This is a genomic window from Leptolyngbya sp. FACHB-60 (assembly GCF_014695775.1).
In the GTDB taxonomy this organism is placed as follows: domain Bacteria; phylum Cyanobacteriota; class Cyanobacteriia; order Phormidesmidales; family Phormidesmidaceae; genus Nodosilinea.
In genome coordinates this window covers 1-17,656 of record NZ_JACJOX010000074.1, presented here as the reverse complement: position 1 = coordinate 17,656, position 17,656 = coordinate 1, and the positions used below count along the sequence as shown (strand labels likewise).

At 57.6% G+C, this 17,656-nt stretch carries 17 protein-coding genes; 12 read left to right on the top strand and 5 right to left on the bottom strand.

What is annotated here, in order from left to right:
- Positions 1–114: 114 nt before the first annotated feature.
- A complete protein-coding gene (locus H6F57_RS25640; RefSeq protein WP_190631938.1) occupies positions 115–981 on the top strand; it encodes a GGDEF domain-containing protein in 867 nt (288 codons plus the stop codon).
- Between the two features lie 7 nt (positions 982–988).
- Here H6F57_RS25640 and H6F57_RS25635 read toward each other — a convergent pair whose 3' ends face one another.
- On the bottom strand, positions 989–2,926 hold the full coding sequence (locus H6F57_RS25635) for a hypothetical protein (RefSeq protein ID WP_190631936.1): 1,938 nt from the start codon (positions 2,924–2,926) through the stop codon (positions 989–991).
- A gap of 261 nt (positions 2,927–3,187) precedes the next feature.
- On the opposite strand from H6F57_RS25635, the gene H6F57_RS25630 reads away from it, so the two are divergent.
- The 3 genes from H6F57_RS25630 to H6F57_RS25620 all read left to right on the top strand — a co-directional run bounded on the left by H6F57_RS25630 (position 3,188) and on the right by H6F57_RS25620 (position 6,729).
- A complete protein-coding gene (locus H6F57_RS25630) occupies positions 3,188–3,901 on the top strand; it encodes a response regulator (RefSeq protein ID WP_190631934.1) in 714 nt (237 codons plus the stop codon).
- A 94-nt stretch (positions 3,902–3,995) separates the two neighbouring features.
- Positions 3,996–4,772: an RNA methyltransferase gene (locus tag H6F57_RS25625; protein ID WP_190631932.1), complete on the top strand. Its 777-nt coding sequence runs from the start codon at positions 3,996–3,998 to the stop codon at positions 4,770–4,772.
- Between the two features lie 64 nt (positions 4,773–4,836).
- On the top strand, positions 4,837–6,729 hold the full coding sequence (locus tag H6F57_RS25620) for a serine hydrolase (RefSeq protein WP_190631930.1): 1,893 nt from the start codon (positions 4,837–4,839) through the stop codon (positions 6,727–6,729).
- A 72-nt stretch (positions 6,730–6,801) separates the two neighbouring features.
- On the opposite strand, the gene H6F57_RS25615 is transcribed toward H6F57_RS25620, so the two are convergent.
- Entirely contained in the window at positions 6,802–7,230 is a 429-nt protein-coding gene (locus H6F57_RS25615; protein WP_190631929.1) for a heavy metal-responsive transcriptional regulator, read from the bottom strand.
- A 183-nt stretch (positions 7,231–7,413) separates the two neighbouring features.
- Here H6F57_RS25615 and H6F57_RS25610 point away from each other — a divergent pair, with 183 nt between their 5' ends.
- Positions 7,414–7,569 (top strand): porin, encoded by a 156-nt coding sequence (locus tag H6F57_RS25610; protein ID WP_190795049.1) that lies wholly within the window; start codon positions 7,414–7,416, stop codon positions 7,567–7,569.
- Between the two features lie 106 nt (positions 7,570–7,675).
- Here the strand turns inward: H6F57_RS25610 and H6F57_RS25605 are convergent, their stop codons facing one another.
- The 3 genes from H6F57_RS25605 to H6F57_RS25595 all read right to left on the bottom strand — a co-directional run bounded on the left by H6F57_RS25605 (position 7,676) and on the right by H6F57_RS25595 (position 9,419).
- Positions 7,676–8,419, bottom strand: a complete 744-nt coding sequence (locus tag H6F57_RS25605) for an SH3 domain-containing protein (RefSeq protein ID WP_190631927.1) — start codon at positions 8,417–8,419, stop codon at positions 7,676–7,678.
- Positions 8,420–8,538: 119 nt separating this feature from the next.
- The gene (locus H6F57_RS25600; protein ID WP_190631925.1) at positions 8,539–9,240 is read right to left on the bottom strand and encodes a class I SAM-dependent methyltransferase; all 702 of its coding nucleotides are present in this window, start codon (positions 9,238–9,240) and stop codon (positions 8,539–8,541) included.
- Positions 9,237–9,419, bottom strand: a complete 183-nt coding sequence (locus tag H6F57_RS25595) for a hypothetical protein (protein WP_190631923.1) — start codon at positions 9,417–9,419, stop codon at positions 9,237–9,239. The genes H6F57_RS25600 and H6F57_RS25595 overlap by 4 nt, the downstream gene beginning before the upstream one ends.
- Before the next feature lie 318 nt (positions 9,420–9,737).
- Here H6F57_RS25595 and H6F57_RS25590 point away from each other — a divergent pair, with 318 nt between their 5' ends.
- The 7 genes from H6F57_RS25590 (at position 9,738) to H6F57_RS25560 (ending at position 17,573) form a co-directional block, all read left to right on the top strand.
- Positions 9,738–12,269: a mannose-1-phosphate guanyltransferase gene (locus H6F57_RS25590; RefSeq protein ID WP_190631921.1), complete on the top strand. Its 2,532-nt coding sequence runs from the start codon at positions 9,738–9,740 to the stop codon at positions 12,267–12,269.
- Positions 12,266–12,733, top strand: coding sequence for a single-stranded DNA-binding protein (locus H6F57_RS25585; RefSeq protein WP_190631919.1), 468 nt, complete (start codon positions 12,266–12,268; stop codon positions 12,731–12,733). The genes H6F57_RS25590 and H6F57_RS25585 overlap by 4 nt, the downstream gene beginning before the upstream one ends.
- A 523-nt stretch (positions 12,734–13,256) precedes the next feature.
- Complete coding sequence (locus H6F57_RS25580; protein WP_190631918.1) at positions 13,257–13,802, top strand: pyridoxamine 5'-phosphate oxidase family protein; 546 nt, start codon at positions 13,257–13,259, stop codon at positions 13,800–13,802.
- Positions 13,803–14,050: 248 nt separating this feature from the next.
- On the top strand, positions 14,051–14,818 hold the full coding sequence (locus H6F57_RS25575; RefSeq protein WP_199290032.1) for a DUF1190 domain-containing protein: 768 nt from the start codon (positions 14,051–14,053) through the stop codon (positions 14,816–14,818).
- A 6-nt stretch (positions 14,819–14,824) separates the two neighbouring features.
- Positions 14,825–16,171, top strand: a complete 1,347-nt coding sequence (locus H6F57_RS25570) for a glutathionylspermidine synthase family protein (RefSeq protein WP_190631915.1) — start codon at positions 14,825–14,827, stop codon at positions 16,169–16,171.
- 74 nt (positions 16,172–16,245) lie between these two features.
- Positions 16,246–17,070, top strand: a complete 825-nt coding sequence (locus tag H6F57_RS25565; RefSeq protein ID WP_199290031.1) for a hypothetical protein — start codon at positions 16,246–16,248, stop codon at positions 17,068–17,070.
- A gap of 296 nt (positions 17,071–17,366) precedes the next feature.
- Positions 17,367–17,573, top strand: coding sequence for a hypothetical protein (locus H6F57_RS25560; protein WP_190631911.1), 207 nt, complete (start codon positions 17,367–17,369; stop codon positions 17,571–17,573).
- Positions 17,574–17,656 lie beyond the last annotated feature (83 nt).

Below are 17,656 nucleotides of genomic sequence, written 5' to 3'. Positions count from 1 at the left end.
GGTCTGTGGTTACACGATGTTGCCCTACCGTTGTGCGCAGTGGTGCCATGACATGAGCGGTAGGCCCAACTACCTATCGCAGGTGTAACGCCTGTTCCCTTAGTTGTGTTTCCCATGATTGCTCTTATGCCCCACGGATCCTGTTTCCTGTGGGATCCCCAGCTGACATCCCTGCATGTGGCCGGCGACCTAGCCGTCGCCGTCGCCTATCTTTCGATTCCGCTGCTGCTGCTGCTCAACCGACAGCATATCGACCTCCAGATTCGGCCGGTGCTGCTGCTCTTTGCGGCCTTTATTTTTAGCTGTGGCATTGGCCACGGCCTGCGCGTGTGGAATATCTGGCACACCAACTACTGGCTTGAAGGCGCTTGGACTTGGGTCACCGCCGTGGTCAGCCTCTACACCGCCTGGGACCTCAGGGGCTTGGTGCCGCAGCTACTCAACACTCACAAAGATCTAGTCACCATTCGGGCGCTGGTGGAGCAGGATTCCCTCACCGGCATTGCCAACCGTCGGGGGCTAGAGGCCGCCCTGACGGCCTTGGTATACCAACCTGGGGCAACGGAGCACACCCTTATGCTGCTCGACCTAGACGGGTTTAAAGACATTAACGACACCTATGGCCACAGCGCGGGCGACCAGCTGCTTCAGGCCGTTGGTCAGGTGCTTAGCCGCCAAATTCGCACCACCGACTTGGCGGCCCGCATCGGCGGTGACGAGTTTGCCCTGCTGATGGTGGGCTGTCTGCCCGAAGAGGCCCTGGACAAGGCCGAGGTCATTCGCCAAGAGATTTTGCAGATCACTATGCCCCAGCTCCAACCGCTCAGCCGTTGCCCACTGGTTTCGGTCAGCATTGGCCTCAGTGGTTTTACCTCCGACCAGGGCGTTGCCGAAAGCTACCAACAGGCCGACGCAGCCCTCTACGCCGCTAAGTACAACGGCAAAAACCAGATTAAATTGGCTTCCCCTGTAGCTATTTAGCTCTGCTCTAATTTTTAATAAACCCACCTAGGTCGGGCCGGTAGCGAGCCACAAACCCACCCTGGGCGTCATACACCGCCACCTGACGGTCAACCTGATGGCTGGTAGTAATAATTTGCTCGATCAGCTGCTGGGAGTTGGGGTTGAGCTGGTTGGTAAAGGCAAAGGTGCCGTCCGCGGCCGGGGGGGTAATGGCCTGGCGCAGAGGCTCGGCGTGCTGGCTAGAGAGCACCACGCGAATTTGGCTGGCGTCTTCGCGCACCGTGCAGGGGGTGGCCGAAGATTCGCAGAGCTGGGCTAGGTTAGTGGTTAGCGTTTGCAGAGCCACGGCGGTGCGAAGGCGATTTTGGGCATTGGCCAGGGCCGGCTGATAGGTCTCTAGCAGCACCCCGCTCTCCTCCGCCAAAATGGTGTCGCCAGGAATTTGCTGGGCGCTGGCCACCGCCTGACGCCATTGGGTCACCGCCAGAGTCCACTGGCCTTTGGCCTCAGCAGCGGCGGCACTGCGGGCGGCCTGCACCGCCTGGTGGTAGTTTTGGGCACCGGCCTCCTCTAGGGTAGAGCGGTTGCTGGCGCGGTTAAGCTGGGCTTGGTAGTCTCTGAGCTGAGCCCGGGCTTCGTCATAGACCATCGTGCCTTGAGGAATCAGCGACAGCCCGTTAATAGCGGCTTGCCACTCCTTGGCGGCCAGTTGCCAGCCCGCTAGGGAATTGGCGGTTTCCATGCGCTGACGAGCCAGATCGCCGGTTTGAATGGCGGTGTTAAAGTTGGCTTCGGCCTCCTCTTCGGCGACGATGCGGCGACCAATGGCGCTGTAGTTAGCCCGATATTCGCGCAGTTTTTGCTGGCTGTAGTCAAAGGCCGGGCTGTCGGCAGAAACGGTGCTGAGCTGGTCGATCGCCTGCTGCCAGAGCATATGTACCTTCACCCAACGCTCCACTGGATGAGGTGGGGATTGACTCAGGTTAGCCGCCTCGTTGGCCAGCGCCTGGGCGCGAACAATGGCGTTAAGGAAGACAATGTTGCCCTCGTAGCGCGCCAGGTCGCCCTGGGCTACGTCATAGTGAGCCGACCAGGTGGGAATGGGGGTCAGCATATCGATCGCCGTTTGGAGGTCGGCCTGGGCTGTGGCCAGGTCGTCGCCGGTTGGGTCGCCGACTAAAAGAGTGGCCTGGGCCAAATTGTAGTGCTCGGTGGCTTGCTCGAGGCGATCGCAGCTGCCGACCACGCAGGGGCGCGACAGGGCGTAGCCGCAGGCCCCGCTGCCCACCAAAATTAGCCCCGCTAGGCCATAGCTCCAGTAGTCCCGCAGCGATCGCAGCCCGTGGCGAGCCCAGCCCTGGCTGCGCTGCCCCCACCCTGGCCCTGCGGGCGGCTGCACCGCCGTATCAGGTAACGCCAGGGCCGCATCGCTAAACCCAAGCCCAGGGGAATTGGTTCTGGTGTTGGCCTTGGCAGCACTGAGGTCGGGATCAATAGCCGCAGCGTCAGCTAGATCGTCGGGTAGGCTGTTAGGGAGGTCAAAGGCGGCATCGACGCCAGTGTCAACGTCAGTATCGATCTCAGGGGGCGCAGCGATTACTGGAAAAATCACCTGCACTGCATCCTGGGGGTGCCAGGTAAAGGTGTGCATAGCGTAGGGCTGGGCAACCGACTTGAGCTTGAGGTAAACCCGCACCGCTAGAGCATCGACCGTTGCCCAGTCGGCCTCCGGCAGCCCCACTGTCGGCACCAGCTCTCGAAACGCCGACTCCAGCTCTTTCAGTAAGTCTCTGGGCGTACCCACCTCAGGGGCTCTGTGCTCCGCCAGCAGCAGCAACCGCCCCGCTCGCTCGGAGCAGTCGAGGGTCAGCCCAGGGTAGAGGCAGGTCTCTTTAAGGTAGGCGGCAAAGGCTCGCTGCAGCGGTTCAAAGCCGATGTGGGTAGAGGGTGATAGTGAGGTCATAGCGTACCGATGGATATTGCCCCAAGCCGTAATGCTCCAAAGCGTGAACGACCAAATCGAACAACCCAGGTGGAGAATTCTGGGCCGTTTAAAGTGCCCCAGGCCTAGGCTCAACCCTGAGTCATACCGGTGCGGCGGCTCCCAGCATCTGGTTTATGGTTGAGCCCAGGGACTAGCCCGAGTAGGGCAGGGACTTCCTTAGTGAGTATGCTAGTGCAAGGTTGATATTCTGCGACAAGATATCTGGGGTGATAGATTGCGGTGCTGATTCTAATTGTGGAAGACGAAGCCGAAATTGCTCGCCTGATTCGGCTTTACCTCGAAAAAGAGGGCTTTACCTGTGAGGTCTGCGACGACGGTGAAACCGCCCTGCGCTACCAGCAGACCCTCCAGCCCGATCTGATGATTCTCGACGTCATGCTGCCCAAGCTCGACGGCTTAGAGGTGTGCGCCAGGGTGCGCCAAGGGCCGGGGGCCAAAGATCCCTACATTCTCATGCTCACCGCCCGGGGCGAAGAAATCGATCGCATCATTGGTCTATCTACCGGGGCCGACGACTATCTGGTCAAGCCCTTTAGCCCCAGAGAACTGGTGGCCCGAGTGCGCGCCCTGCTGCGCCGCAGCCTGCGCCACAGCCAAGAGGCCCCTGCTCAGACCTACCGCACTGCCCACTTCAGTCTCGATCTTGACCAGCGCACTGCCCACCGTCAGGTTGACTCTGGCGACTTAGAACTGCTCGATCTCACCCCGCTGGAGTTTGACCTGCTGGCCACCTTCATGAGTTATCCCGGCCGGGTCTGGAGCCGCCACCACCTAATTGAAAAACTCTGGGGCGAAGATTTCTTTGGTGACGAACGGGTTGTTGATACCCACATTGCCCGCCTGCGCAAAAAGGTTGAACCCGACTCGTCGCAGCCTACTTTTGTCAAAACCGTGACCGGCGTGGGGTATCGGTTTGAGGATGAGGCAGGGTAGGACTGTAGGCCAGAGGGGTTGAGGTACAGGGTTTAAGGTTCAAGGCGACGCCGTAAACCCTGTACCTTGTACCTTGAACCCTACTCCACTCCCCATGTCCCTTTGGCAGCTAGACCAAATCCGCATTGTCCTGGTCGAGCCAGCGGGGCCTCTTAACGTGGGCGCAGCGGCGCGGGTAATGAAGAATATGGGTTTGCGCCATCTGGTGCTGGTCAATCCTCAATGTGACCCGGCTGAGGAGGAGGCCCAGCGCATGGCGGTGCACGGCGGCGATGTGCTGGAGGCGGCGACTACGGTGTCGAGCCTGCCCGAGGCGATCGCGGGGTGTGAGCGGGCGATCGCCACCACTGGTCGTCTGCACCGCCAAGACCAGCCCTTAGAGCTACCGGAGACCGCCCTACCCTGGCTGCTGCCCCCTACACCAGCAGAGAGTTTTGCCGCCGCCCTAATCTTTGGCCCCGAAGATCGGGGGCTGAGCAACGACGAGCTGATCTATGCCCAGCGCTGGGTGCGCATTCCGGCTAGCGATCGCTATCCGTCGCTGAACCTAGCCCAGGCGGTGGCGGTCTGTGCCTATTTGCTCCATCGAGCGGCGATCGCTGAGGCGCTAGGAGACTCGTTTCCGACGGTGGGGGTGGCCGCGACGGCGGGACATTTAGCACCTTTAGAGCAGATGGAGGGCTTTTATCAAGATTTGGAAATCGTTTTGCTGAAAATCGGTTATCTTTACCCCCATACCGCCGCAAGCCGCATGGCTAAACTGCGGCGATTGCTGCATCGAGCCGGTCCCGATCGCCAAGAATTGGCTATGCTTAGGGGCGTTTTGCGGCAGATCAACTGGGCGGCCGGTCAGGCTTCCAAAAACGACTAACCCTCGATCGCAGCGGCAAACGGGTGAACGGGCACACAGGGCGAAAGGTACAGGGCGAAAGACCATGGCACAGTACGACGATCCTCGCAATCCATTTTCGGCAGGCCGTCCTGAGGCGGGTTCGCCCTGGGGAGAGTCGAACCCAGGGCCTAGCTCAAGCCGCGATGGGCTTCAGCTGCCGGGCGAGGCCGAACCTGGCGGTTGGGGCCGTGACGGGCAGCCGCGCACGTCGCCTGTGGCTCGCCGTCGCAACCAGTGGCGACAGCACCAGCAGCTCGCCCCCGACTTTGGCCCGGCCTCTGTAGAGCCCGAGATCGAGCCGGTCATTCGCCCCGCCGCCCGCAATGCCTCGCTGCCGGCCTTCCGTCGGGGGCCAGCCCAACCGCCGCCTAGCAGACCCAGACCCACTGCCCCCAAGGGGCAGGTCTTTGAACCGCGCCCGGCTCCCCTAAATCAGGCGGCTCCGCCGATCGCACCTCGCCCCGGAGCCCCGCCGCTGCAAATGCATCCCCACAGCATTCACCCCAGCACCTTGAACCCCAACGGCGCTGTCGCTCCGTCTAGGGGGGCAACTGCGGCCAGGGCACTGCCCCCCAACGTCACCCCTCTACGCCCCCAGTCTCGGCGTACGGCGATCGCCCCTACCTCTTCCCCATCCCAGCGGTCTGGCCTATCGACCCCCGGTGCGCTGGAAGAGTCCTCAAACTCCAGCGGCACGAGCAATAATCCGCCGTCGCCTCGGCGATCGCGGGCGGCCAAGGCCCGACGACGGCTGGCTAACCCACCCCTGCCGCTGCTCTACCTGATTCGACTGATTATTTTGGGGGTGGGGGTAGCGGCGATCGCAGGCACTCTGCTCTCGGTGCTCAGCCCCAGCAACGTGGCTGCCCCCGGTGAAACCCCACCGGCCCAGGCCAACCCTGGCCGCACCGCCGGTTCGCTAGTGCAGGGCACCGCCGCCACCGTGACCGACCTGCGCCTGACCGGCGAAATTTCTCACCTCAAGGGCGAGCTTGAGCAGTTAGCCACCCTTACTCCCGGCCTCACCCCGGTCAGCTTTGCTGTTGACCTCGACTCTGGCCAGTATATTGATCTGGGCGGAGCCGAACCCGTCGCCTCGGCCAGCACCATTAAAGTGCCAATTTTGGTGGCCTTTTTGCAGCAGGTTGATGCGGGCAACCTGGCCCTCAATCAATCTATGGCCCTGCAAGAAGAGTACATGGCGAATGGCTCAGGCACCCTGCGCGGCGAAGCGGTGGGCACCGAATACACCGCCTTAGAGATCGCCACCCGCATGATTGTGGCCAGCGACAACACCGCCACCAACATGATGATTGCCTCCCTGGGAGGCATTGAGGCGCTCAACCAAACCTTTGCCGCCTGGGGGCTAGAGCACACCCTGCTGCGCAACCCCCTACCCGATCTAGACGGCACCAACACCACCAGCGCCAAAGACCTGACTCTGCTGATGGCTCTAATTGACCAGGGTGGCCTGCTGACGCCGCGATCGCGCGATCGCCTGTTCAGCATCATGCAGCGCACCGAAAATGGAAGCTTGATTCCCTCGGGCATTCGCGATGGCTCGCTGCTGGCCAACAAGACCGGCGATATCTCGGCCATGCTGGGCGATGTCGCCCTAGTCGATGTGCCCAACGGCAAGCGCTATGCCCTGGCGGTACTGGTGCAGCGCCCCGCCAACGATGGCCGTGCCAGCGAACTCATTCGCCGCATGACCGAAACCATCCACACTGAAATGGCCCAGCCCGTGGCCCCCGTTGGCGGCGGCAGCACCAACCCCGCCCCGCTCAGCCCCCCCGGAGAATTTGAGACTGAACCTCTACCAGATGAGTTTGAGACTCAAATCCCCCAAGAATATGAAGACCCCTATGCTCCAGCTCCGGTAGATTTAGCCCCACCCAATCGGGCACCGTCGCGGGATGAGATTCCGCCAGGCTAGCTTAAACCGTTTTGCCCACCTGTCATAGGCAAATCAAGGCTGTTGGGTTTGATGGCGACAGCCCAGGATCGCTTAGCCAGGGGAAGGTAGACCGACCTCCTCGATTAGGCTGCAAACTTTGACGGCGGATGGATTGTCTAAGGGGCGGGCCACCCAGCTGGTACGGTAGGCGTCTAGCCTGGTTTTCAAGGTTGCGGCCTGCTGAATTTCCTGCTCTAATGTGGCAATTTTTTGGTCAAGTAACGCTTTTACTAAGTTGCAGACTGGCTCTCCCTGGTTGCGAACATCTATCACCTGCTGAATTTCAGCCAGGGAGAACTGTAGTGACTGTGCCTGCTTAATAAACTGCAAGCGGCTGACCGTCGTTTCGTCGTAATAGCGATAGCCATTCTCTGCCTTACTCACCGGCTCAAGTAGATGTAGCGATTCGTAATAGCGAATAGTCGCTACAGTTACGTTGGCTTGTTTAGCCAGCTCGCCTATCTTGAGTAAATTCTTCATTGCCTAGGTAACCCGTCCGCTAGCGAGGCGGTGCATAACAGTTGTGCTTGACTAGGGTAAATGAGTGACCGCGATCGCTAGAGCTAGCTTAAGCCAAATTTTGAGGATTGACTCTCAAGCCGACCTCAGAGTTTAAGCTATTCACAGCTTCATTAAGAGGCTTTTCATTTTCAATTCCTATCAATGAGACACACCGTCATGAAGCCGTTTACTCAACTCAAAAAGCTTTCTTTGGTAGCCGTTTCTGCCCTGGTCCTGACTGCCGCTGTAGGCGGTGTTGCCGCCGCAGCGCCCTGTCTGGTACCTAACTTCGACTGCCCATTTTTCAACTGCGACTAAGCTAGCAATGGCCTAAGCGCTAAATCTAGATAGCCCAGGTTGCCTGAGACTGTAGAGGTCTCAGGCTGTCAGCAGTTAGTAAGCCCGCGCGATCGCAAAACCTGCCTCAATACAAAAAACGCTCGTGGCGAATCACGTCTTCGCCTTCGAGCTGATCGTAGCTACCGCCGTTCACTTGGTAAACCGCCAGGGCCTGATCGCTAATGTGGTACTGCTGGTTGCCGTCGATGGCGATGTAGGTGCCCTGGCTGTTGCGCACGTCGGTGGTGGTGAGGGTTTTGTTGTTGGTTTTGTTGGTGCCGATGTAGCTCAACCCCTGGGGGGTTTGGCACAGGTGAATGTTAAAAGATTTGGTCTCAAAAAACGCCTCCGGTCGGTTGTCGCCACAGGAACCAGTGGTGATTTCTTCTGATGTAGGAGACGGTGCGGCGGCCTGGGCACTGGTGTCGATAAAGTCGCCCCGTACCCAGCCCTCGGCCTCAGATTGAGCAAACTTGACGTAGTACCAGCTCAGACCTCCTTCGCCCTCGGCTAGGCGCAGCAGCGTCACTGCGTCACCGCCAAGGCCATAGCCCCGCGAGTCAGATTGGGTGGTGGGCTGCGATCGCAGATTGACCTGCGATCCCTCCCCCTGGGTCACTAGCTGAGCCGTGCGAATGGGGTCAATGGGCGTCGAACGATAGCCGCCATCCTCCACCGGCTCCATTGAGGCTTCGGCCCCAGCCGTGGGCGTGCTCTCGGCTGGGGTCGAGGCCACGTCGGACACCTCAGCACCTCGATTACAGCCGCCGAGTAGAGCTAGCAGCAGCAGTCCCAGCCCCAGTTTGGCGTTTCTTGAACCCAAGCCCATACGCGACCTCCCGACCAAATGTCGCCGCTAATGGTAGCGCAATCAGGGGAAGTGGGGAAAAGGGGAAGAGTTTTGAATTTCGAGTTTTGAATTTTGAATTCAAAACTCAAAACTGCCTCCTAAGCGTCCCACTTCACCTTAAAGAGGCGAAACAGCTCATAGTCTTTGGTAGAAACGACCCGTGCGCCCTCGGCTTTAACCAGGGCGGGCCAGCGATCGAGGGCTTCTAAATGCACCTCGGCCCCCAGGTAGGTTTCGAGAATGGCCCAGGGCTCGGCTAGCTCGGCTTCGGGGTTGATGGCGTCGAACAAAAACCAGCCGCCGGGCTTGATGACTTTTTTCACCTGTTGCAGCACCGTGGCCCAGTAGTCGGCGGGGTAGTAGCAGCTAACGCCCGTAGCGATCGCCATGTCAAAGGTGTGAGGCTCATACTCCAGCCGGTGGGCCGGACCTTGGGTGACGCCCTTAAACAGCTTCGAGTTGAGCTGGGGGCCACGAGCGGTCAGCGCAGCGCAGGCCACGGGGCTAATGTCGTGGCCCTGAAACAGGGCATCCCACTCGCGCCAGGGGTAGATTAAAAAGCTGATGCCGCAGCCGATGTCAAGACAGCGATCGCGCTTGCGGGGCTTCACCGACTCCCAAAAGGGCGTTGAGATGCGCGGCGTCAGCGTACCGGCAATCCAGTCTTGAAACACCGCCATTTCTTCGACCTCGGGGGGCAAGTCAAAAGCTTTACCGGCGAACTCCTGGTCGTAGCGCTGGGAAACAGCCTGTACCTGAGCCCCCCAGGGAGAGGGGTCGGCGGCGGGCAGGCGGCTCATCCTTTCAACGCCCGGCTAAAGTTTTGGCGGTACGACTTGTTGAGAGCCAAAAACAGCGGCCATAGCAGAGTGAACTTTACCTTGCCATCGGTAAAGTTGGTGCGGTTGAACCCCGTCCAAAACTTAAAGGCCCCACCGCCATAAATACCGGCCAACAAAAGCACGATCAATGTACCCATAGTCACTGCTCCTTCCTACCCGGTTCACCTATGCTTCTACAATACCAACGTTGCCCCCGGTTGCCCGCCATTGCCTTACTTTTCCAAACGTTTGCTCCCCGAGGTGCGGCGGCAGAGAACGGTCGTGGCAGAGCAAAGCAGATCTCATCCGTGACAGAGCATAAATCGTTTGCATTTACTCTAGTCTATCTTTGAGTGGCTCAATGCCAGAGTAATGTTATAGATATCCCTGTCGATGGTTGTGGTCAGTGTTTGGTTGAGAGCCCTAGCTAGTCTAGGGCAACCCCATCAGGAATGTTTACGCAGCAAGGAGACTCTATGCGCGCAGTGCTAATGGCCGGTGGTTCAGGAACCCGTTTACGGCCTCTAACCTGTGACTTGCCCAAGCCCATGGTGCCGATTCTCAACCGCCCCATTGCCGAACACATCGTCAACCTGCTCAAGCGCAACGGCATTGATGAGGTAATTGCCACCCTGTTTTACCTGCCCGATGTGATGCGCAACTACTTTAGCGACGGCCGCGATTTTGGCGTGCAGATGACCTACGCCGTCGAAGAAGACCAACCCCTGGGCACGGCGGGCTGCGTCAAGAATATTGCCGACCTGCTCACCGACACGTTTTTGGTGATTAGCGGCGACAGCGTCACCGACTTTGACCTCAAAGCGGCGATCGCATTTCACCGGCAAACGGGCGCTAAGGCCACCCTGGTGCTGACTCGGGTGCCTAACCCCGTCGACTTTGGTGTGGTGATTACCGACGAAGCGGGCCGCATCAAGCGGTTCTTAGAAAAGCCCTCCACCAGCGAAATTTTTTCTGACACGGTGAATACCGGCACCTACATTCTTGAACCCGAGGTGCTCGACTACCTGCCCGACAACGAAGAGTCTGACTTCTCCACGGATCTGTTTCCCCTGTTGCTGGAGAAGGGGGAACCCATTTATGGCTACGTGGCCGACGGCTACTGGTGCGATGTCGGCCACCTGGAGGCCTACCGCGAAGCCCAGTACGACGCCTTGCACCGCAAAGTGATGGTCAATTATGCATACCCTGAGACATCTCCTGGCGTGTGGATCGGTGACAATACCCAGATAGATTCAACGGTTCAGATTCAGCCGCCGGTGATGATTGGCAACAACTGCCGCATCGGTGCCCGCACGGTGCTCGAACCGGGCACTGTGATCGGTGATAACGTCACCATTGGTTGCGATGCCGACCTCAAGCGACCGATCGTCTGGAATGGCGCGATCGTGGGTGATGAAGTGCACCTGCGGGCCTGCACCATTGCCCGAGGGGCGCGGGTTGACCGCCGCTCCCACGTGCTGGAGGGGGCGGTGATTGGCCCTCTATCGACGGTGGGCGAAGAGGCGCAAATCAGCCCCGGCGTGCGAGTCTGGCCGAGCAAGCAAATCGAGTCAGGTGCAACGTTGAACATTAACCTTATCTGGGGCAACACGGCGCAGCGCAATCTATTTGGCCAGCGGGGGGTGGCCGGGCTGGCCAATATCGACATTACCCCCGAGTTTGCGGTCAAGCTGGGGGCAGCCTACGGGTCAACCCTCAAGCCCGGCTCCCACGTCACGGTCTCGCGCGACCAGCGCAGCATTTCGCGCATGGTGTCGCGATCGCTGATCGCAGGCCTGATGTCCGTCGGCATCAACATCCAAAACCTGGAGGCGACGGCGATTCCGGTGGCCCGCAGCATGTTGGCGGCGATGGGCGTTGCTGGGGGCATTCACGTGCGGCTGCACCCCGATCGCCCCGACTATGTGCTAATCGAATTCTTTGACGAGAAAGGCATCGATATCTCTAAGGGCAAAGAGAAGAAAATTGAGGGTGCCTACTTTAAAGAAGATCTGCGGCGAGCGCCCGTTCACGAAATCGGCACCGTCACCAACCCCACCGATGTAGTCTCCACCTACACCATCGCCTTTGAGAAGCACCTCAACATCGAGGCCGTCACCAATAGCCAGGCCAAAGTGGTGATCGACTACCTCTACGCCGTGTCCGGAGCGGTGCTGCCACAGATTCTCGGCAAGTTTGACTGCGACGCAGTGGTACTCAACGCCAGCCTGCGCCAGGTGGCCCTCTCTAACGACGAGCGCGAGGTAATGCTCAGCCAGCTCGGTCAAGTGGTGCAGGCGCTGCGGGCCACCTTTGGCGCCCAGGTGTCGGCCAACGGTGAACAGCTGATTCTCGTCGATGAGGTGGGCACCCGCATCCGCGGCGAAGTGCTGACCTCGCTGATGGCCCACATGATGCTGACCACCCACCCGCGCGGCACCATTGTGGTGCCGGTGCACACGTCGGGGGCGATCGAGCACATTGCCCGCCGCCACGACGGTCGAGTGATTCGCACCAAGGCCAACCCCACCGCTTTAATGGAAGCCTGCCAGAGCAACCCCAATGTGGTGCTGGGCGGCAGCGGCGAAATGGGCTTTATCTTCCCCGAGCTGCACCCCGGCTTCGACGCCATGTTCTGCATTGCTAAGCTGATTGAGATTTTGAGCCTGCAGCAGCGATCGCTCGGCCAGATCTGGTCAGACCTGCCTCGCATGGCCTACCGTATGCAAACCCTGCGCTGCCCTTGGACCGTCAAAGGTGCCCTGATGCGCTATTTGGTAGAAAATAATCCGCCCGAGCGTTTAGAGCTGATCGACGGCGTTAAAATCTTAGGTGACAACCCCGATGACTGGGTGCTGGTGCTGCCCGACGCGGGCGAGCCCCTAGTACATATCTATGGCAACAGCCAGAGCCGCGAGTGGCTCGACTGCACCCTAGCCAAATACCAGCAGCACGTCCAAACCTTTATTGAGAAAGAACAGGGGATCAAGGAGCCCATGCCGCTATGAACAATTGCCTGCTAATGGCCGAGATCGTGCAGGCGCCCCAGCTGCGCTACACCTCCGACAACCAAACTCCCGTAGCCGAGTTCGTGGTTCAGTTTCCAGGGCTAAAAGAGGGCGACCCCTCCTCACAGATGAAGGTGGTTGGCTGGGGCAACCTAGCCCAAGACATTCAGGCCCAGTACCAGGCGGGCCAGCGAGTGCTGCTGGAAGGCCGTCTGGCGATGAACGTGGTCGATAGCCCCCAGGGCTACAAAGAAAAGCAGGTCGAAATGACTGTGCAGCGCATCTACGCGGTGGGCGATCTCAACACCATGCCCATGGCTCCCCCAGCCGCCGTAGCGGTTCCTGCAGCCACGCCTAGTCCGGCGGCCTCCCGCCCGGCAGCCGCTCGCCCAGCGGCCCCGGCAACTCCAGTAACCCCGCCGCCCTCTACCCCTGCCCCCAGCTACGACGATATTCCTTTCTGAACTGCATAAAAGGAAAAGTGTAAAGTTGGTGAACGAAGGAAAAAGGCTAAAGCACTGATATACCTTCAATTGAGGCTTGAGAAAGACGTTTGCAGAGTGTAAAGCTGTAGACGTCTTTTTTCGGTAAGAATCTTGTGCAATACTTTTTTGTAAAGTTAGACGCCCAAAACTGCCACGAGAGAAGGTTTGACGAAGAAGTTCATCACAATTAGATTTTTGTCATGATTTAGGGTTGTTCCCTATGCGCGTTGAGACTATTACTCATCCATCCGGTGACCAACTCCAGTTTTGTTAGATGGAGATGAATTGCTAATTCCTAACCCAATGAATATGTCCTCTTGCTTGGCTAGAGGCGATAGTAGTCTTGAATCGCAGAATGTTTATATAGCGCAGGAAATTGGGGAACAGACTCGTGTTGCTCTCGAAAAATATCACCTCAGTTTGTTGAGGGCTATGAGGTTCAACCAATGAGCCAGCAAAGCGCCTTATTCTGAATAGAGTTTTTGCCAGAGGGCTGCAAACCATGTCTATTGCTACGGCTGAGAACGGCTGGGTCAATACTGCTGATGGTCAGACCCCAGAGGTCATTACCAGGGCGCGACAAATCCTTGAGAGCACTATCTACGGCGCCCTTTCTACCAGCTCCGCCGATGGCATGCCCTGGGTCTCTCCACTCTTTTTTACCTACGATTCTGACTGGAATTTGTACTGGTCTTCTGCAATGGTGGCCCAGCACTCCCAAAACCTCTATGCCAACCAGGGCCGGGCAGCGATCGCTATCTACAGTACAGATCGAGAAGAGGGCCAGGGCCAGGGGCTCTATCTCTCTGGCACTGCGGCTGAAGTAGAAACAGAGGATGTGGAGCAAGTCATTTCCCTGCTGCTAAAACGAGCGGCCAAGGGCCAACAGCGATCGCCTGCTGACTATCTTGCTCCTTCTCCTCGACGGCTCTATCGGTTTCAGCCCCAGGCTGTTTGGATCACTGGAGAGCGACTAGCTCTGAGTGAGACCATCTTAATTGACACAAAGATTCAGCTCGACCTGGCCAGCTTATTGGCTGTGACTTAGTCTTCACGCCGAATTATCCACCCACAGCGATTCTCAAGCGGATGCGTTCTAGAAATGCTCCAGCAATCTGATTGAAACGGTCACATTCCTCCGCAAACGTATCTCTTAATCTCCCATTCCCCTGGGTTCATGGGTTTTAGACAACCTTTCAGAGTTTGTTGCAGGAATCTATTATTGCCTGATCCTATTAAGTGGGCTGGCTATAGTGGGAAAGCTCGAATGACGGCTCACGGCTCTAGCAAGACTCTATGGCATATCCAAAACCCAATTCCCAGCCTCTGCAAATCCGCTCTATCTATCGACAGCAGCTCCACAGCAGTTTAGTTCTGACGGCGGTGTTTGCTTCTTTGCTGGCTGGGTGTGGCGGACCGTCTACCCAAACATCGAGCAGTAGCAGCACTACCACCGACCAAAACGCCGACGAGGAGATTCCGGCGGTGTTCTACGAAACCACGGAGCAATGCGAAGCCGACATTACCCAACAGCAGCAAGAATATCAAGTCTTACTTAAGGCCCACCAGCAGAATCAACTGGCCCAACCCCCCACTCCCCCAGTAATGCAGGTCGAAGACTGCGAACCACAGATGCAGGCGGCCCTGCAGGAACACGATCGCACCGCTCCGGTATATTCCAGCCTGGCAGACTGCCAGGCCGAGGGTGTGCAGTGCGAAACTACGCCCGCAAACGCTGAAGCCAATGGGTACCGGCCGGCCTATGGCGGCACCTATCTTTACCCCTACAGTTCCCCGAGCTTTGTCTATCTCAATTTTGGCGGCAGCAACCGCAGCGTCTATCAACCCCATACCGTCTTCCGCAGCAGTCAGCCAGGGCAGGTGGTCACCCCCTTCGGACGCACCGTTCCCCAAACCCGTCCAGGGCCGGTGTCGGTGCCGCGCCACACCAGCGTAGCCGCACCCCAACGACCCACGGGTACCGCAGCTAGGGGCACCATTACCGGCCGCAGCAGCCAGGGATTTGGCTCAACCTTCAAAAGTACGGGTAGGGGTGGAAAGTAGTCGCTTATGAGACCCTTCAAGGTAGTCCGACGTCGCAATTGGCAGGAGCACATCCAAGCCAACGCATACCAAACTGAGGTATTGAGCGATCCAAAGCAGCAGTATTGGGTAGAGGCCCTGCCCCAGCCCTTTGCCTTGCAGTTTGATACGCAGGAAGAAACTGCGATCGCAGCCGCCACCGAGCAACTGTGGCAGATGTGCGTAGAGTTTCTAGACTGGTTCTTTACCGACCACCAACCGGGGGATGTCGATCGGCGTTTAGCCACCTTGCAAATTCGCCCCGATTACTGGCCAGCAATTAAGGCCAGCTGGGATCGCACCGATCCGGTAGAGGACCTCTCCCTCTGCACCCGATTTGATCTGGTGGTCACCGAAGCGGGCCAGATCAAGCTGATCGAAATCAACGGTGAGACGCCGCTGCTAGGGGCAGAAACCATTTATCAGTGGAACTGGTTGGTTGACTACAAGCGCAACCAACAGACCAGTTCGTTTCCCCTGCCCAACGACGCCAGTCAGTTCAACGAATTTTGGGATATGGTGGCTGGTCAATGGCGGCGCATTGCTGAGGCCTATAACCTGCGCCAAACGGGTATCTCCTTCCTAGTCGATGAGAACCTAGAGGAAGATCTAGAAATGGCCATGCAGCTGATCCAGATCCTCCATGACGAAGTGGATAGCGACATCTACACCCAAATTGTCTACCTACGGGGCCTTCAAGATGAACAGGGCCAGGAGGTGCAGCGGGGGCTGGGGCTAGATGAGGAAGGCTACTTCGTCGACCACGTTAACGATCGCATTCCAGTGCTGTGGAAAATCTACGACTGGTCTGACATTCAGAACGACATGGCCAACACCCAAGCAACCCCTGCCCTGGCCCATCGCCTAGAGTCCGGAGACGTAAAGGTGCTCGAACCCCTTTGGAAGCAAGTGCTCTCTAATAAGGGGGCCATGGCCTTCATGTGGGACCAGTTCAAAGCCTCTGACTATCGCCCCTATTTGTTAGCAACCTACTTCGACAGCGACGTGTCGCCCGAGGCCACGAAGCTGATGTTGGAAATGCACGTTAAGAAGCCCATGCTGGGGCTAGAGGGGGTAGGCACCTCGATTGAAACAGGAGTCGGTGAACTGGAAAAACGGGATGCCCTGGGCTACGGTTCAGAAGGGTTTGTCATTCAGGACTATATCGAACTTCCCCAGGCCTTTGGCTACCACTACATGGTCGGTAGCTGGGTCATCAACGGCGAGGCAGCGGGCATCATCCTGCGGGGAGACACCTCGCGCATTACAGGACGCCACTGCCTGATCATTCCCCACATTGTCTCCGACGACGGGCTCTATATTGCCGGTATTTAGATCGAGGTTTAGACCGAGGCCAGGCTGTAGTCTTTTTACGGGTGAGGGCAATGATGGTGGTATGCAGGCCTAAATTGGGGCAAAACCATTGGGTTTTAGATCAGGTTCTTCCCCTCGATCACTCCATTCCAGAACAGTATTTTGCCCATGCCCCCGACGGGGTTTGGCAAAACTTTTGCAGCTTGCTCAGTCGAGATGTCTACTCGGAAGGAGACTCCCAAGCGTTGTACGACTATGTGATGTCGCGCCAGGCAGACATGTCAGCAGACTTTCTGGCCATGCTGAGGCTCTGGTTGACCGACGAACTAAAGCACTACGAAGCCCTACGACGCACCTATCACAGCCTATCAGGGGTAAGTTTTGCTGACATGGATTGTTGCTTTTCAGAACGGGTTCATGACTTTGAACCGCTGCAAATCACCCTGCAAGACGAATTTACGCTGCTGGTGACGTTGATGTTTGATGAGATTGGCTCCGTCTATTCCTACCGACGAGATTTAGCCGAATATTACCAACATTTCGGGCCCAATATTCAGAAGATCGGCCACCATCTGGTTAAAGACGAGGGCATGCATTTCAACAATGCCGCCGAACTGCTGTTAGCCCATCATCAGCATCGGTTAGGGGAGGTTAAAGCCTTTCTGGAGCAAATTTCCCAGCTGGAAGGTAGTTTAAAGACCTACTACAAAACTTTTTTTCTAGATCACGCTCAGGAGCAGTATCGATTTCCCAAGCACTTTAACCAGGTTATTATTCGCGTTATTTTGGCCCGCCTAGGGTTGGGCCAGCAACCCACGTCAAAAGAACTGAAAGAACTCTGGCAGTGGACACCAGAGGGGTATAGCTTGGTGCCAATTTTTGACGCCGCAACCCAGCGCCATGCCGCTGTTGTTAGCTAATTGTTTCACCTTGTGGGCCAGCTATTTGGGTTGCAGCGGCCTCCGCTTTGCATCTGAGGATAGCGATGCTGGGTTTTATGCTCATCACCGGGTGGGCCGTAACGCAAGATGTCCTTATGAATTCTTTCAAACCACTAACACCTGCCGTGCGGCTGTTTCCATAAGCGTCATTTAAGAACCCGGATGAGTTGCCGAACCCATTGAATAAGTTAGATGTTCCTAGCATTAGAGCGTTGGTTGAGAAGTTTCTTATGTTGAGTCGAATATCTCTTGCCCTATGTGTATCGCTGATAGTCATGCCAACCTGTGCTGTGCAAGCGATCGCCCAACCAGCCAAGGAAGAGAGCATCATCTTCAGAACGAAGGAAACCGTTGCCTCTCAACGTTTCTCTGTCGACTATCCAGACCACTGGAGCGTTACTCAAAATTACAATGACTATGTCATTATCTATAATCAGCGCCCCGCTGGTTCGGGCACTGGTCTGTTAGACGGTGATGGGTAAAATGGTTGCAGTGCAACTACTCCAGAGCCATGGATTGTCCTCACTGCCAGAGCCTCCAGGTTGTAAAGAATGGGCGGGAATTG